Genomic DNA, 16,207 nt, shown 5'->3' with positions numbered 1-16,207 from the left:
GGAGAAAATATAGATATGAAAATAAAAAGATATACAATAACAGAAAATAAAAAAATAAATAACGATTATCTAAAAAAATACGTTACAGAAAATGATATTTCTCAAAATGAAATAGCAAAAATTCAAATAGAACGACCATCAGAAATTATAGTTTTTCAAGATGAAGCAGGAAAAATGGCAGGAAACCTAAATTTGTGGCACAATCGAGCAGATTATAATGGGAAAAAAACATCTTATATTGGAAACGTAATGATTTTTGAAAAATATAGAAAGGAAGAATTTGAAAAGAAAATATTTGATGAACTTTTTGAAGAATTAAGAAAAGATGGGATTGAAATAATAATCGGGCCTTTGAATGGAACTACTTGGAATACGTATCGGTATGTGACAAAAACTGGAAATAGAAAGCCATTCTTGATGGAACCTTGGAATGAAGACTATTATGTGGAATTATTTCAAAAAAATGGATTTAAGCCTCTTGCCGATTATATTTCTACAATAATGGAAAATATGAATCCTGTTAAAAGGGAAAATTTATCTAGGAAAATTGAAAAAATAAAAAAATTGAATTACTATAAGGATGTAAAAGTAAAATCTTCAGAAAATGAAGATATAATAACAATGTTAAATAAAGTCTATGACTTGACAATTCAGGCATTTAAAAATAATTTTTTATATTCTGAACTGGAAAGGGAAATTTTTATAAAAATGTATATGAGATATGAGGATAAAATTGTAAAAAAATTCTTTAAAACGCTTTATCTCAAGGATGAATTAATTGGCTATGTGTTTGGAATACCTGATTATGCAGAGCTTCAGTATAAAGGAAAAATTGAAACAATGATACTTAAAACGATTGCAGTTTCTCCTAAATATAACGGAAAAGGAATGGGATATATCTTAATTGATGAACTTGTGAAGGAAGCGGAAAAATCAGGTTATAAAAATGTGATTTATGCTTTGATGTATGAAAAGAATATATCTAAAAATATAGGATTGCTATTGGGAGATGAATTGAGAAGATACACTTTGTTTATAAAGGAACTTTAAATAAAAGGCGGTATAAAAATGACAATAGTTGACAAAATAAAAGAATTAAGAAGTCTGTATCCAGATAAGACAGCTTTATTTGACTTGAATACAGGCAAAAAAGTTACTTTTACCCAAATAGATGAAAAATCAGATTATGTATGTGACTATTTAAGGAAAAAAAAATTTAAAAAAGGAGATAAAATTGTAGTTTTTATTCCAATTGGAGTGGAATTTTACCTGATTTTGACAGCAATATTTAAAATGGGAATACAGGCTGTATTTATTGACCCTTATGCTGGGATTGAGCATATTAACAAATGCTGTGAGATGATTTCGCCTGATGGGATAATTGGGAGCAGGAAGACACTTTTGAAGGGATTTTTTCTAAAGGGAATCAGGAAAATTGGGAAAAAAATTAATTATATTAAAGTGATGGAATATTCTGAAAAATTTTCAACTAATGAAAATTGGCAAGCAAAAGAAAATGAAAAAATTAAAAATCATGAAAAAATTGAAGAAGATACACCAGCTCTTATCAGCTTTACAAGCGGAAGTACTGGATTTCCTAAAATTATTATGAGAACTCATAAATTTTTGCTGGGTCAGCATAATGTGCTTGAAAAAAATATAAAATTTGAAAAGGAAACATCGGTTTATTCTTCATTCCCAATATTTCTTTTTTCCCACATTGCCACAGGAACAACTACTTTTATTCCTGATTTAAACTGGCAAAAACCTGCAGAATCAAATTTTAAAAATATTGTTAAACAGATAATAGAAAATAATATTCAAAACGTCATCCTCCCTCCTGTAATATTTGAAAATATCGTAAAATTTTGCAAAAATGAAAAAATAACGCTTGAAAATGTTCAAAAGGTATATACAGGCGGTGCTCCTGTTTTTTACAGCCTTATGGAAAAAATTAAAAAGGTCTTTACAAATGCAAAAATTACAGCCTTATATGGAGCTTCGGAAGCTGAGCCAATATCATCATTAAATTTTGAAGATATAACAAAAGAAGATATTGAAAATATGAAAAATGGAGAAGGGCTGCTGGCTGGAAAAATAGTTAATGAAATAGAGCTTAAAATAGAAAAACTAGAAAAATCAGACAATGTTAAAGATTCTTCAGAATTAAAAGGTGAAATACTTGTAAGGGGAGAAAATGTGGTTGATGGTTACCTAAATGTTGAAAAAAATCCTGATGAAAACTGGCATAGGACAGGAGATATGGGATATATTAACAGAAAAGGGCAACTTATACTGCTTGGAAGGGTTAAAGGAAGAAAACAGATTGAAGAAAACATTTATTATCCCTTTACTGTAGAAACTGCCTTTTCATTTTGCAAAAACTTGAAAAAATCAGTCCTTACTTCAAAAGATGATAAATTATACCTCTTTGCTGAAAGAAACCCTGAATTTAAAGGAGATTTGTCTGAGGATAGTGAAATTAAAGAATTAAAAGAAAAATTTGGAATATTTAAAATAATTGAAACTGAGATTCCAATGGATAAGAGGCATAATAGTAAGACAGATTATAAAAGGCTAGAAGAGATAGTTGAAAAACTTTAAAAATTTAGATTCAGAAAGGAAATTTTATGAAAACAGAAGCAAAAGAGTTAATTCAGGAGGGGTTAAAGTTGTTTTCATTATATGACAGAAGAGCTTTGAAAAGATTCTATCTTTCAGCAGAAAAGAGTGAGGCAGACTTATCATATCTCGATGAAAAGTATCAGACTCATATGCGTTCTAAAGCAAGAGGACTGTTTTTTGATTTTTTAGGGGGAATTATAGAAGGCATTGCAAGTTCAGGAAGTCCTTTTAGTCATTCTTTAGATAGAGCGATGACCATTGAAAAGCGTGAACAATATAATGAAAAGAAATTAATACTAAGGTATAAAATTAAAAATTTTATTGAAAGTACACCAGTAGACAGTAATACAGGATATTTACTTTCCATGATTGACTTTTATTGTCAGTAAAATCTATTTATATATAATATTGTAAGAGGAGAAATAAATGAGTCAAAGTAATATAAATTCAAAAAAATCAATAATCCAAAATATAAAAAACTTCAAAATATATCTGAATGAACGGTTTCCATTAGGAAAAAACTCAATTTTTGTACTAATTTTTACTTTGTCAGGATATATCTATACAGGATTACTATATAATTCAAAAATCATTAATCAGATTTTTTCAAAAGAAATTAAAGTGCCAATGCCTTGGCATAAAATAGTTGCTTTATTTATCATAATTTTTATGTTTTTCCTGCAATTAAGAATTACAGATGAATTTAAGGATTATGAAGAAGACTTAAAATATAGGGCTTACCGTCCTGTTCAAAGAGGTGTAATTTCGTTAAAAACATTGAGAAAAATAGGAATTGCAACTGTTATAATACAAATAATGCTTGCACACGTTATAGATCCTGAAATTATCTATTTTATGATATTTGTATGGATTTATATGTTCTTAATGGCAAAGGAATTTTTTATAAAAAAATGGCTTACAAAAAGAATTTTGATTTATGCTCTCTCCCACGTTGTAATAATGGTATTCATTACTCTTGTTATTGTAGAAGCTACACAATACATTGTACCAAAAAATATTTTTGACGTTTTTATATTACAATGGTATAAACATAATATTGATTTTGCATTAATTCCTCTTTTCGCATTAAATTATTTAAATGGAATCGTACTGGAAATAGGAAGAAAAACGAGAAGAGCTGATGAAGAGGAACATGGAGTGCAGACTTATAGTAAACTTTGGGGAAAGAAAAAGGCTGCAGTAATTTTAAGTTTACTTTTTGCTGTTGAATATTTTCTTGTCATTCTTGGACTTTCTTATACTTATGAAAAATATTTTTTATTCAGCGGATTGGTATTGCTTATAATCCTGATAATTTCAATATATTTTATGATAAAATTTTTGAAAAAGGATTTATCGGGGAAAATTGTAGAAAGCGTATCGGGACTTTGGATTGTGTTTTCTAGTATGGGGATGGGGCTTCTTCCGTATTTTGTATTTAGCTTGATAAAATAAATTAAAGAAACAAGAGTTTAGAAAATAATTATTCTCTTGTTTTTTTTGCACTTAGATTTTTAAAAAATAAAATACTATTTTTTATTTAAATATCTGATTTATTATGAATTTCTTTTGCTTTTTTACTTTTAAAGAAATTTTTTAGATAAATTTAAAAATAGACTTCCATTTGAGAAAAATCGAGATATAATTATAACATAGACTGACCTAAAGGAAGTGGTAAATGATGATCGAGCTTGAAAAATTGTCTACTGAAGAAAATAATCCAAACAGCAAGGATATTGAATTGCAGGATAGCCTTGAAATTGTAAGAAGAATAAATGAGGAAGACAAGAAAGTGGCATTTTGCGTGGAAAAGGAACTGGGCAGTATTTCACGGCTGATAGATGCTATTTTGTCAAGATATGAAAAAGAAACGAGAATTATATATATTGGGGCAGGAACATCTGGAAGACTTGGAATACTTGATGCTTCGGAATGTCCTCCTACTTACGGAGTTTCCTTTGAGAAGGTTCAAGGAATAATTGCCGGTGGAAATGAAGCGATATTTAAGGCTAAGGAAAATGCTGAAGATAAGCCAGAACTGGGAAAACAGGATTTGTTAAACATTAATCTTACAAAAAATGATGTGGTTATAGGACTTGCTGCTTCTGGCAGAACTCCCTATGTTTTAGGGGCAATTGAATATGCAAACAGCATTGGCGCAATTACAGGAAGCATTACTTGCTCTAAAAGCTCTGATTTGTCGAAAGTTAGCCAATATCCAATAGAAGTTCCTGTTGGAGCAGAAATTGTTACAGGTTCTACTAGAATGAAGGCGGGAACGGCACAAAAAATGATACTTAATATGATTTCCACAACGATTATGATAAAGCTGGGAAAAGTATTTTCTGGATATATGGTGGATGTTAAAACTTCCAATCAGAAATTAATTGAGCGGGCAAAAAGAATAATAATGAAAACTGCAAACTGTGATTATGAAAAGGCAAGCGATGCTTTGAAAAAATCTGGGAATGATGTGAAAACTGCTATTGTTATGATACTTTTGGATATTGATAAAAATATGGCAATGGAAAAATTGAATCAATGTGATGAAAATGTAGCAAAAATAATACATGAAAACTTGAAATAAAAAAGATTAAGTTGTTAAGCAGATCTATTGGAAACTTATATAAAGTTACATAGAAAGGATGGAAAAATGAAAAAAAAGGATGGAATCAAAATTGTTACAATTGGGGGCGGATCCAGCTATACTCCTGAATTGATAGAAGGTTTTATTAAGAGAATAAAAGAACTTCCTGTTAAAGAAATTTGGCTGGTTGATATTGAGGAAGGGAAGGAAAAACTGGAAATTGTTGGAAATTTGGCTAAAAGAATGGTGGAAAAGGCTGGTATTGACTGCAAGGTTTATTTGACGCTGGATAGAAGGGAAGCTATAAAAGATGCGGATTTTGTAACGACTCAGTTTCGTGTGGGGCTGCTTGATGCGAGAATCAAGGATGAAAGAATACCATTTGAAAATGGACTTCTAGGACAGGAAACAAATGGAGCTGGAGGAATGTTTAAGGCATTTAGGACAATTCCTGTGATACTTGATATTGTGAAGGACATAAAGGAACTTGCTCCAGAGGCTTGGCTTATAAACTTTACAAATCCTGCTGGAATCGTGACAGAAGCTGTCCTAAATTATGAAAACTTTGAAAAAGTTGTTGGACTTTGCAATATTCCAGTACATACTCAGATGGATTGTGCAAGCCTTTATGAAAAAGACATTAGCGAGTTTAAGTTTCAATTTGCAGGGTTAAATCACTTTGTCTGGTATAGAGTTTGGGATAAGAAAGGAAATGAACTTACGGCAGATTTATGGGATAAAAGACAGGATAAGGAAAATCTTGGTGTAAAAAATATTGTAAGCATAAATTATGATTATGATCAGATAAAAAATCTAGGAATGTTGCCTTGCGATTACCATCGTTATTATTATTTGCAAGACGAAATGTTAAAGGAAGGATTGAAATCCTATAGGGAAAATGGAACTAGAGGAGAAATTGTAAAAAAAGTTGAAGCTGAATTGTTTGAACTTTATAAAGATGTTAATTTGAAGGAAAAACCTAAACAGCTGGAAAAAAGAGGGGGAGCTTATTACTCTGATGCAGCCTGTGAATTGATTAGTGCGATTTATAACGATAAAGGCATAATAATGGCTGTAAATACTAGAAATAAAGGAGCTATTGCAGATTTACCATATAATTCGGCAGTTGAAATTTCATCATACATTACAGCAAGCGGGCCTAAGCCAATAACCTTTGGTAAATTTCCAAATGCTGGACAAAGAGGGTATATTCAATTGATGAAGGCAATGGAGGAATTGACTGTGGAAGCGGCTGTTACTGGAAATTATTATACTGCATTACAGGCATTTACTACAAATCCGTTAATTCCTGGAACTACAATTGGAAGAAAGGTTTTGAATGAACTTCTGAATGCACACGAAAAATATTTACCACAGTTTAAGGATTATTATGAAAATAGAGAAAAATATCAAAAGGGAGGAAAATAAAAAATTATGGATAAGGAACAAATGGAATTAGTTGTATTTGAAATTGTAAACAGTGCTGGAATGGCAAAAGGACTGGCTTATGAGGCATTGGGTGAAGCGGAAAAGGGAAACTTTAAAAAGGCGGAAAATTTATTAAAAGAAGCGGATGAGGCGCTGCTGTCGGCTCATAATATTCAAACCGACATAATTCAGGCAGAAGTAAATGGAGAAGGAATTACACCTTCAGTTTTGTTTGTTCACTCGCAGGATCATTTAATGACAGCGATTGAAGCTAAAACATTAATTGAAGGAATGATAAAAATGTATAAAAGAATTAATAAACTTGAAAAAAAATAAAAATTAGGAGGATTTAAAATGAAAGTATTATTTGTATGTTCGCTAGGAATGTCAAGCGCAGTGGCGGTAAAAGCACTGGAAAAGGAAGCAAAATCAAAAGGTGTAGAAATTGAAGTGAAGGCTGTAAGTACACAGCAATTTGAAGATGAAGTGAAAAATGGATATGACGTGGCAATGGTTGCACCTCAAATAAGACACAGATTTGATACATTAAGTGCACAGGCAAAGGAAGCCCAAGTACCTTGCGCAATGATTACGCCACAAGGATATAGCCCACTTGGAGGCCCTAAATTATTAAAGCAGATTCAGGAATTATTATCTAACTAATAAATTTTAAGATATTAAATTTTACTAAAAATCTTAATTTCTTGAAACTAGTTATTATTTAAATCAAAAAAATATTGTAATAGGAAAGGAAGTAAATTATGGCAGTTTTAGAACAACTTTCAATAAAAATGGCAAAAATATCTGAACAAAGACATTTAAGGGCAATACGTGACGGTATAGTTTCCACATTGCCGCTAATTATTATTGGATCAATATTTTTAATTTTAGCGTTCCCGCCTTTTCCAAAAGAATGGGCAATCTCAGTTTTAGCAAAAAAACATGCAGTACAAATGCTACTGCCCTACCGTATGACAATGTTCATAATGGGACTTTACGCAGTTATGGGAATCGGTTACAGCCTTGCAAAATCGTATAAGTTAGACGGAATCACAGGGGCAATCCTCTCAGTCTGCGCATTTTTGCTTACAATTATGCCAAAAATGATTAATCCGATTGAAGTGGTAAATCAAACTATTGGTGGAAAAGCAGTGCAAGTTATTGTTGAGGAAGGAACAAAAGGCTCTCAACTTATTCAGGAAGATATTGGATATGCTCTGCAAATGTCAAGATTAGGCTCTGCAGGTTTATTTGTGGGAATAATAGCAGCGATATTTGCAGTTGAAGTATATAGAATGACTACAACAACTGGATTTAGAATAAAAATGCCTGAAGCTGTGCCAGAATCAGTTGCACGTTCATTTGAAGCACTTACTCCAGCGGCAATAATTATTTTTACATTGACAATTTTAACTTATTGGCTAAAAATCGATCTGCACGAAATAATTGGTTCAATCATAAAACCAATTTTAAAATTCAGTGATTCGTGGTTTTCTGTAATAATCATAGTATTTATGATTACATTTTTCTGGAGCTTTGGAATTCACGGTGATTCAATAGTTGGCTCAATTGTACGTCCACTCTGGCTTATGCTTCTTGAACAAAATGCAACAGCTTTGGCAAACGGACAGCATATTCCTCACATTGCAGCAGAACCTTTATACCAATGGTTTATCTGGATTGGCGGTTCAGGAACAACGATAGGATTTGCAATATTGTTATTGCTAAAATCAAAATCAGCTTACGGAAAAACTTTAGGAAAAGCGGCAATTCTTCCTTCAATATTTAATATAAACGAGCCAATTATTTTTGGAGCTCCAATCGTATTAAATCCTACATTATTGCCACCTTTCATAATTGTCCCAATAGTCAATGCCTCAATTACTTATTTCGCAATGGCAACAGGCTTAGTAAACCGTGTAACTTCAACGCCGCCTTGGACTTTACCTGGACCAATAGGAGCATTTTTAGCAACAAATGGAGATTACAGAGCAGTAATTTTAAGCATACTTTTAATTATAATTTCTATTGTAATCTACTATCCATTCTTTACAGCCTATGAAAAAAAATTATTAGCGGAAGAACAGGCTGAAACACAAGAATAAACTTGTTCAAAAACTATATTTGCTTAAAATTTAATAAATATTATGAAGCAAGGGATCTTGATCTCCTGTTAAATAAAAAATTATTAAAATAGAGATAAAAAGAAGGGAAACAGCATAAAATGAGAAAACTGGGAATTTCAATTTATCCTGAAAAGACAACTGAAGAAAAATTAATAAATTATATTGACAAGGCTTATAATGCCGGTTTTAGCCGCATATTCAGCTGTCTGCTCTCTTCTGCCCAAAATAAAGGAATTGAAGATAAGGAAATAATTTTGAAAAAATTTAAAAAAATAAATCATTATGCTAAGGAAAAGGGATTTGAAATTATTCTAGATGTAAATCCGAAAGTTTTTAAAGATTTGGGAATTAGTTATGATGACTTGGCATTTTTTAAGGAAATGGGAGCTGATGGAATTAGGCTTGATGTTGGATTTACTGGACTGCAGGAAAGTATTATGACATTTAACAGGGAAAATTTGAAAATTGAGATAAATATGAGTAACGATACTCATTATATTGACACAATTATGGATTACTGCCCTAATAAAAATAATTTAATCGGATGTCATAATTTTTATCCTCATATTTATACAGGATTAGGTTTAGAATTTTTTAGAAAATGTACAGAAAATTTTACAAAATACGGATTACGAACCGCAGCATTTATAACTTCTCAAGCTAAAAACAGTTTTGGGCCTTGGCCAGTGACTCAAGGCTTACCAACTTTAGAAATGCATCGTAATTTGCCGCTAATAGTTCAGTTTAAACATTTTGTCGCATTGGAAACAATTGATGATATTATTATTTCAAACTGCTATCCGACAGATGAAGAATTAAATGAATTTAAAAAAGTTCGTAAAGATATGGTAAGTTTTTCAATTGAATTGGAAAAAGATATTCCAGAAACAGAAAAGCAAATAATTTTTGATGAATTTCACTTTAATAGAGGCGATATTTCTGAAAATTTGATTCGTTCTACAAATAGCCGTGTAAAATATAAAGAACATAATTTTAAAGTTTTTAATACTCCTGAAATAATAAAAAAGGGAGATGTAATTATTGAAAGCAGTGAATACGGACATTATGCAGGCGAACTTTTAATTGCTAAAACAGATATGAAAAATACTGGAAAATCAAATGTTGTTGGAAAAATAAGTGAAAATGAAATATTTCTAATTGATTATATCAAGCCTTGGCAAAAATTTTCTTTTGTAAAAAAATAAAATTTATTCAAAAGGAGATAGACATTATGAACGAGAAAAAAATAGCAAAAGAAATTTATAATATTTTAAAAGGTAAAGAAAATATTGTTTCAAATGCAGTTTGTATGACAAGATTGAGAGTTAAAATTCGTGAAGATGTGGATTTGGAAAAACTAAAAAAAATTGACGGAGTTTTAAATGTGGTAAATTCTGACACTTTACAGATTATTTTAGGGCCAGGGAAAGTAAATGCAATAGGAAATGAATTTTCAAAACTTACAGGAATTTCATTAGGATTTTCAAATAGAAATGTCAAAGATATAGCAAGTGAGAATAAAAAGTCTAATAATCAAAAACATAATGGACCTGTCCAGAGATTTCTCCAAAAAGTTGCAAACATATTTGTCCCCCTACTGCCTGGAATAATTTCAGCAGGCCTAATAATAGGACTTACAAATGTTATAAATACTACAGCAAAAAATGCCTATGATGCAGCATGGTGGTTTGCAGCCATAAGAAGTGTCGGATTTGTAATGTTCAGCTATCTTGCAATTTATGTAGGAATGAATTCTGCAAAGGAATTTGGCGGAACAGCAGTTCTTGGTGGAATTATAGGATCAATATTTATCGTAAATCCAGCATTGCCATTAATTTTAAAAACTGAAGGAAAAAGCGCAGTTATACTCCCTTTTACCAGAGAACCTTTTTCACCAGGAATGGGAGGACTGCTTACAGCACTATTTATGGGAATGATTGTTGCATATCTGGAAAAGCAGATAAGAAAGATAATTCCAGCAATGCTTGATACTTTTCTTACTCCGCTTTTAACATTAACAATTGGAGTTTTTATCGCTCTATTAATAATTCAGCCTTTGGGAACTTGCCTAACAAACTTTATATACGCTATTCTTGATTTTTCCTACAATAAATTGGGAATATTCGGCGGCTATCTCCTGGCAGCAGGATTTTTACCTCTCGTTTCTGTCGGACTACATCAAGCTCTAACTCCAATCCACGTAATGTTAAACAATCCAGAAGGCCCTACAAAAGGAATTAATTATTTATTACCAATTCTTATGATGGCAGGCGGAGGTCAAGTTGGAGCTGGAATTGCAATTTATGTAAAAACTAAAAGCCAAAGACTTAAAAATATGGTCAGGGATTCTATTCCTGTTGGGATACTTGGAATTGGTGAGCCGTTGATGTATGCCGTAACTTTGCCACTGGGAAAACCTTTTGTCACAGCTTGCCTAGGTTCTGGATTTGGTGGAATTTTAGCCGTTTTATTTCATTTAGGGACAATTTCACAAGGTGTTTCAGGGCTATTTGGACTTTTCATAGTAGTTCCAGGAACTTGGATTTACTTTATAATTTCAATGCTTGGAGCATACTTAGGAGGTTTTATTTTAACTTATTTTTTCGGAATTGATGAAAATAAAATAAAAGAAATGTACAGTGAATAGAATTATAAAAAAATATACTCAAGCAATAGCTTATTTGACTAAATCCATTATTCTAATGGTAAATAGCATTAATATTATCGCTTGAGTATTTACATCATCTTTTAAAATTTCCTAAAACGAGTTTAATTTTCATCATCCACATTAATTCTACCTTCCAAAGATCTTCCGAGAGTTGCCATATCAGTATATTCAATATTTCCACCCATTGGAATACCACTAGCAATTTTAGAAATTTTAACATCTTTCGCCTTTAAAAATTTTGTTAAGTAAAGACTTGTAGTTTCTCCCTCCAAATCAGGATTTAAAGCTAATATAACTTCCTTAACACTTCCATCTATTCTATCCAACAGATTTCTCAAATTCAAATCTTCAATAGTAACTCCATTTAACGGATCAATTTTCCCGCCTAAAACGTGATAAAGCCCATTATATGTTTCAGACTTTTCAAATGCAATCACATCTCTTACACCTTCCACAACGCAAATTACTTCCCTGTCTCTTTTTTCATTCTCACAAATTTCACAAATTTCATTTTCTGATAAATTTCCACAAATTTTACAATGCTTAATATTTATATGCGAATCTTTTATTATTTCCAACATTCTATCAACTTCCGCTTCACTTCTATCAAGCACGTCAAATGCAATTCTCGCCGCACTTTTTCTCCCAATTCCAGGCAGTTTTGCAAAAACATCAATTAAATCATCTAATTTCTTCATATTTGTTATCTCATCTCCTTTTTAATTTTAAATAATTTTAAAAAAGGGAAAGGTATAAAACCATTCCCTTATAAAAATATTTATGATTAAAATGTCAAACAATTAAATTTAACTATTCTCCAATTCTTTCTACTCTGAATGTATTAGTTGTTCCTTCTTTAGAAATTCCAGTTACTAATACTACTAAATCACCTTTTTTAGCTTCTTCGTGATTAGCTGCAATTTCTCTTGCTTTTGCAAAAAAGTCATCAGTTTTATCTAATCCTTTTTCTACGTAAGCTCTAACTCCTCTTACTAATGCCAATTGTCTAGCAGTTTGTTCGTTGTCAGTTAATGCGATTATAGGTACAGTTGGTCCATATTTTCTAATCATCTTAGGAGATCTTCCTGTTTTTGTCCAACATACGATTAATTTAGCATCCAATGATTGTGTAGTACTTACTGCGCCACTTGAAATTGCTTCTGTAACAGAAATACCTGTTCCTGGAGTTTCAACTGGTTTGAATTTTTTAAATTCATCTGTTCTTTTTGAAATAGTAGCCATCATTTTAACAGCTTCTACTGGATATTTACCTTTTGCTGATTCTCCTGATAACATAACAGCATCAGTACCGTCTAAGATAGCGTTAGCAACGTCTCCTGCTTCTGCCCTTGTAGGTCTTGGGTTTCTAATCATTGAATCTAACATTTGAGTTGCTGTAATAACTGGTTTTCCAGCTTTGTTACATTTTCTGATCATCATTTTTTGCATGAAAGGAACTTCTTCTGCAGGAACTTCTACTCCTAAGTCTCCTCTTGCTACCATGATTCCATCACTTAATTCCAAGATTTCGTCGAAGTTGTCAACACCTTCTTGGCTTTCAATTTTAGGAATAATTTGAATATTTTTTCCACCGTTGTCATCTAACACTTTTCTTACTTCAGCAACGTCAGAAGCTTTTCTTATAAATGAAGCTGCTACAAAGTCAACACCTTGTTCACAACCAAATTTCAAGTCAGCAATATCTTTTGCAGCTAATGCTGGCAAACCAACTGAAACATCTGGCAAGTTTACACCTTTAGTTTCTCCTAATTCTCCAGTATTTGTAACAACACATTCAACTTCTCCAGCTTCTTTGTTGATAGCTTCAACTTTTAATCCAACTAAACCGTCATCTAATAAAACAGTACTTCCAATTTTTAAGTCATCTACGATTCCAGGATATGAAACTGCGAATTTACTAGCATTTCCGACAAAATCATAATCAGTTGTCATAATTACTTTTTTACCAGTTTCTAGTAATACATCGTTTCCACCTTCTAATTTTCCTGTTCTGATTTCAGGACCTTTAGTATCTAATAAAATCCCTATTTCTTTACCTGTTTTTTTCATTACTTCTCTAATATTTTTAATTCTTTGTCCGTGTTCAGCAAAATCACCATGAGAGAAGTTTAATCTCATTACGTTCATTCCGCTTTCTACTAATTTTGTCAACATTTCAACACTTTCAGTTTTTGGACCAATGGTACAAACAACTTTAGTCATTTTAATTTTCATTTTTCCTCCTAAAATTTAATTTAAAATTTTCATTGTCTTGAATTATCAATGAATTCTTGCTAAATGCAAGAGAGTTCATTTACATCTCGTTAAATCAAAAAAATTATTAAACTAACATAACTTTTTCATTAAATTATAATGATAACATATTTGCAATTACATAATCAGCTGCTGATGCTTTTGAATAATTTTCCCAAGCATAAGATAATTTGTGAGTTGTTACCTCTTCACTTTGGATTCCAACCATTAATCCACCTTTTCCTTCTTCAATTAATTCAACAGCTTTAACAGCTAATCTTGTAGCTAAAATTCTATCAGCTGCTGTTGGAGCTCCACCTCTTTGAATATGACCCAAAATTGTAACTCTTATACTTGTGTCAACTCTTTTTGATAATTCCTCTTTAAGATGAACAACATTTCCAACACCTTCAGCAACAACAATTATGTCATACAACTTACCTTCAGCACGTCTTTTTTTGATTACTTCAGCTAAATCATCAATTGAACTTTCATTTTCTGGAATCATAACTCCACTTGCACCTCCTGCGATTGCAGAATAAAGCGCTAAATCTCCACAGTTTCTTCCCATTACTTCAACTAAATATGTTCTTTCATGAGAAGTTGCCGTATCTTTCAATTTTGAAATTGCATCCAATATAATGTTTAATGCTGTATCATAACCAATTGTGTAATCAGTTCCGGCTACATCATTATCAATAGTTCCTGGAATTCCGATTGTTTTGATTCCATGTTCTTCATATAAGTAATGTGCACCATGGAACGATCCATCTCCACCAATTACAACTAATCCGTCAATTCCATATTTTTTCAAATTAGCCGCCGCTTTTGCCCTAACTTCAGGATCTTTAAATTCAGGCAATCTTGCTGATAATAAAATTGTTCCTCCTTTATCAGCAATTCCACTTACATCCAATAATGTTAATGGAGTAATTTGATCTTCAAGCATACCTTTGTATCCTCTTTTTATGCCATAAACTTCCATTCCTTTGTTAATGGCAGCCTTTGTCACAGCTCTTATCGCTGTATTCATACCTTGTGAGTCTCCCCCACTTGTTAAAATTGCGATTTTTTTCATCGTATTTTTTCTCCTTCTATGACATTTATAATTACTTAAAAAATTAATTTCAATCTTTACATTTTTATATTATCATTTTTAAAATCCATTGTCAATTAATTTTTAAAATTATTTTGACTAAAGCCGTATTTTTCATTATTTTTTAGATTTTTTAAAAACAAAGTCATTTTTAAAATTAATTTAATTTATTTGTTTTTTTAAATATATACTTTATGTATGAATAATAATTTCCTCTATGCTTTTTCCATCTTGAACAACCCATTCCAATGCAAGCCTGCTAAAATACAAAATACTTTCATTTACAATTCCAGCATAGCCTTCTAATTTTATTTCAACATTTGCCCAATTTAGTCTATATATATAATCCAGCATGTCTAAAATCTTGTTTTGCGAACGAATTTCACATTTTCTGGCAAAGGACTTTAAATTATCATATTTCAATCCATCGGTAAGAATGGAAATATCACAAAATATGTTAAAGTCATCAAATTCAATATCAATAACTGACAATACCCAAAGCAGCATTTTAGCAGCTTCCAGCATAAAATAAAATTCAACATTCAATTCTTTATCATCTGACGGATTTTCCAGATAATTTTTTTCACGCTCAGTCAATACCTGCTTAAACTGGTATCTTTTTTCAAAAATATCAATAATCGTTTCCAGTTCCTTTTGTCCATTTTCTTTTTTTTCAAGATAGGTTTCCGCAGCAAGCCGTGTCATTGTTATTGCTGCGATTCTTCTTATAATATCCCATTTTTTACGTATTTTTACATTTTTTTCAGATATGTTTACTTCCATTTTTTCGTTATATGGAAGTTTATCCTTCTTCATTCTTTCAATATTTTTTTTCATTCTTTCAAGATCGTTATCAGTCATTTCAAGGTCATATTCCAAAAACATTTTTTCTGAAAGTGGCGGAATAAAGTCTGAAATTTCCCATTTTTCATCATTTTGAATCATTCTTCTATCTCCAAAATGATAATGGTTTAATTTTTTCTGTATAGTAAATTTATGAAATTCCCTTAAAAATTTTGCGGTTTCCATCATAAATTTTTCTTCATTTTTTTCCTCTTCCTTATCTAAGGCTTCAAAATTTATAAGCAAGCTATTGTATTTAACCAGCTCCTCTTCATTTATATTTTTAAAGCTCTCTGGATTTAACTTTTCTAAAAAAATCTCTATTGCAATTTGCTTTTTTAAAAGAAAATTACGTTCTGGATTTATTAATACTTCTATTTTTCTCCCATTTTTCAATTCAAGATAAAACTTTTTAGTTTTTTCAGTCAACTTTTCCCCATTTTCCAAAGTAACTGTATTAATTTTATCCGCATAAGTTTCCAAAAAATTCTTTAAAAGTTCTTCAACTGATTTTTCATTTGAAAAGCAGATACCTGTTTTTATTTTTTTCTTTCTTTTAAATAAATTCCATAGATCCATTT

General features: G+C 31.1%; 15 protein-coding genes. 11 read left to right on the top strand and 4 right to left on the bottom strand.

Annotated features, from left to right (window positions below; genetic code table 11):
- The first annotated feature begins 15 nt into the window (after positions 1-15).
- The 11 genes from HW276_RS04365 (at position 16) to HW276_RS04315 (ending at position 11,413) form a co-directional block, all read left to right on the top strand.
- Positions 16-1,050, top strand: a complete 1,035-nt coding sequence (locus HW276_RS04365) for a GNAT family N-acetyltransferase (protein WP_178937552.1) — start codon at positions 16-18, stop codon at positions 1,048-1,050.
- 18 nt (positions 1,051-1,068) lie between these two features.
- Positions 1,069-2,604, top strand: a complete 1,536-nt coding sequence (locus HW276_RS04360; RefSeq protein WP_178937551.1) for an AMP-binding protein — start codon at positions 1,069-1,071, stop codon at positions 2,602-2,604.
- Positions 2,605-2,630: 26 nt separating this feature from the next.
- Positions 2,631-3,014 carry a hypothetical protein gene (locus HW276_RS04355; RefSeq protein WP_178937550.1) on the top strand — a complete coding sequence of 128 codons (384 nt, stop codon included), beginning with the start codon at positions 2,631-2,633 and terminating at the stop codon, positions 3,012-3,014.
- Between the two features lie 37 nt (positions 3,015-3,051).
- Entirely contained in the window at positions 3,052-4,080 is a 1,029-nt protein-coding gene (locus HW276_RS04350; protein ID WP_178937549.1) for a UbiA family prenyltransferase, read from the top strand.
- 226 nt (positions 4,081-4,306) lie between these two features.
- Positions 4,307-5,212 carry an N-acetylmuramic acid 6-phosphate etherase gene (gene murQ / locus HW276_RS04345; protein WP_218974994.1) on the top strand — a complete coding sequence of 302 codons (906 nt, stop codon included), beginning with the start codon at positions 4,307-4,309 and terminating at the stop codon, positions 5,210-5,212.
- A 66-nt stretch (positions 5,213-5,278) separates the two neighbouring features.
- The gene (locus HW276_RS04340; protein ID WP_178937547.1) at positions 5,279-6,640 is read left to right on the top strand and encodes a 6-phospho-beta-glucosidase; all 1,362 of its coding nucleotides are present in this window, start codon (positions 5,279-5,281) and stop codon (positions 6,638-6,640) included.
- A gap of 6 nt (positions 6,641-6,646) precedes the next feature.
- On the top strand, positions 6,647-6,976 hold the full coding sequence (locus tag HW276_RS04335; protein WP_178937546.1) for a PTS lactose/cellobiose transporter subunit IIA: 330 nt from the start codon (positions 6,647-6,649) through the stop codon (positions 6,974-6,976).
- Positions 6,977-6,994: 18 nt separating this feature from the next.
- Positions 6,995-7,303, top strand: coding sequence for a PTS sugar transporter subunit IIB (locus HW276_RS04330; RefSeq protein WP_147003341.1), 309 nt, complete (start codon positions 6,995-6,997; stop codon positions 7,301-7,303).
- Between the two features lie 98 nt (positions 7,304-7,401).
- Complete coding sequence (locus HW276_RS04325; RefSeq protein WP_178937545.1) at positions 7,402-8,745, top strand: PTS sugar transporter subunit IIC; 1,344 nt, start codon at positions 7,402-7,404, stop codon at positions 8,743-8,745.
- Positions 8,746-8,864: 119 nt separating this feature from the next.
- A complete protein-coding gene (locus tag HW276_RS04320; RefSeq protein ID WP_178937544.1) occupies positions 8,865-9,971 on the top strand; it encodes a DUF871 domain-containing protein in 1,107 nt (368 codons plus the stop codon).
- Between the two features lie 26 nt (positions 9,972-9,997).
- A complete protein-coding gene (locus tag HW276_RS04315) occupies positions 9,998-11,413 on the top strand; it encodes a PTS transporter subunit EIIC (RefSeq protein WP_178937543.1) in 1,416 nt (471 codons plus the stop codon).
- A 122-nt stretch (positions 11,414-11,535) separates the two neighbouring features.
- Here HW276_RS04315 and recR read toward each other — a convergent pair whose 3' ends face one another.
- From recR to HW276_RS04295, 4 genes are all read right to left on the bottom strand, one after another.
- A complete protein-coding gene (gene recR, locus HW276_RS04310; protein ID WP_147003337.1) occupies positions 11,536-12,132 on the bottom strand; it encodes a recombination mediator RecR in 597 nt (198 codons plus the stop codon).
- A 112-nt stretch (positions 12,133-12,244) separates the two neighbouring features.
- Positions 12,245-13,669 (bottom strand): pyruvate kinase PykF, encoded by a 1,425-nt coding sequence (gene pykF, locus HW276_RS04305; RefSeq protein ID WP_218974993.1) that lies wholly within the window; start codon positions 13,667-13,669, stop codon positions 12,245-12,247.
- A 133-nt stretch (positions 13,670-13,802) separates the two neighbouring features.
- Entirely contained in the window at positions 13,803-14,765 is a 963-nt protein-coding gene (gene pfkA, locus HW276_RS04300) for a 6-phosphofructokinase (RefSeq protein WP_147003335.1), read from the bottom strand.
- 210 nt (positions 14,766-14,975) lie between these two features.
- On the bottom strand, positions 14,976-16,205 hold the full coding sequence (locus HW276_RS04295) for a DUF4272 domain-containing protein (protein WP_178937542.1): 1,230 nt from the start codon (positions 16,203-16,205) through the stop codon (positions 14,976-14,978).
- Positions 16,206-16,207: the final 2 nt, after the last annotated feature.

The organism is Leptotrichia sp. oral taxon 417 (assembly GCF_013394865.1).
In the GTDB taxonomy this organism is placed as follows: domain Bacteria; phylum Fusobacteriota; class Fusobacteriia; order Fusobacteriales; family Leptotrichiaceae; genus Leptotrichia; species Leptotrichia wadei_A.
The sequence above is the reverse complement of the archived record's forward strand: the minus strand, read 5'-3'. Positions and strand labels throughout refer to the sequence as shown.

Excerpts from the sequence above, each read along its gene's own strand:
- HW276_RS04355 (WP_178937550.1), top strand. The coding sequence starts at position 2,631 with ATGAAAACAGAAGCAAAAGAGTTAATTCAGGAGGGGTTAAAGTTGTTT.
- HW276_RS04320 (WP_178937544.1), top strand. The coding sequence starts at position 8,865 with ATGAGAAAACTGGGAATTTCAATTTATCCTGAAAAGACAACTGAAGAA.
- HW276_RS04340 (WP_178937547.1), top strand. The coding sequence starts at position 5,279 with ATGAAAAAAAAGGATGGAATCAAAATTGTTACAATTGGGGGCGGATCC.
- murQ (WP_218974994.1), top strand. The coding sequence starts at position 4,307 with ATGATCGAGCTTGAAAAATTGTCTACTGAAGAAAATAATCCAAACAGC.
- HW276_RS04325 (WP_178937545.1), top strand. The coding sequence starts at position 7,402 with ATGGCAGTTTTAGAACAACTTTCAATAAAAATGGCAAAAATATCTGAA.
- pykF (WP_218974993.1), bottom strand. The coding sequence starts at position 13,669 with ATGAAAATTAAAATGACTAAAGTTGTTTGTACCATTGGTCCAAAAACT.
- HW276_RS04350 (WP_178937549.1), top strand. The coding sequence starts at position 3,052 with ATGAGTCAAAGTAATATAAATTCAAAAAAATCAATAATCCAAAATATA.
- HW276_RS04315 (WP_178937543.1), top strand. The coding sequence starts at position 9,998 with ATGAACGAGAAAAAAATAGCAAAAGAAATTTATAATATTTTAAAAGGT.
- recR (WP_147003337.1), bottom strand. The coding sequence starts at position 12,132 with ATGAAGAAATTAGATGATTTAATTGATGTTTTTGCAAAACTGCCTGGA.
- pfkA (WP_147003335.1), bottom strand. The coding sequence starts at position 14,765 with ATGAAAAAAATCGCAATTTTAACAAGTGGGGGAGACTCACAAGGTATG.
- HW276_RS04335 (WP_178937546.1), top strand. The coding sequence starts at position 6,647 with ATGGATAAGGAACAAATGGAATTAGTTGTATTTGAAATTGTAAACAGT.
- HW276_RS04365 (WP_178937552.1), top strand. The coding sequence starts at position 16 with ATGAAAATAAAAAGATATACAATAACAGAAAATAAAAAAATAAATAAC.
- HW276_RS04330 (WP_147003341.1), top strand. The coding sequence starts at position 6,995 with ATGAAAGTATTATTTGTATGTTCGCTAGGAATGTCAAGCGCAGTGGCG.
- HW276_RS04360 (WP_178937551.1), top strand. The coding sequence starts at position 1,069 with ATGACAATAGTTGACAAAATAAAAGAATTAAGAAGTCTGTATCCAGAT.
- HW276_RS04295 (WP_178937542.1), bottom strand. The coding sequence starts at position 16,205 with ATGGATCTATGGAATTTATTTAAAAGAAAGAAAAAAATAAAAACAGGT.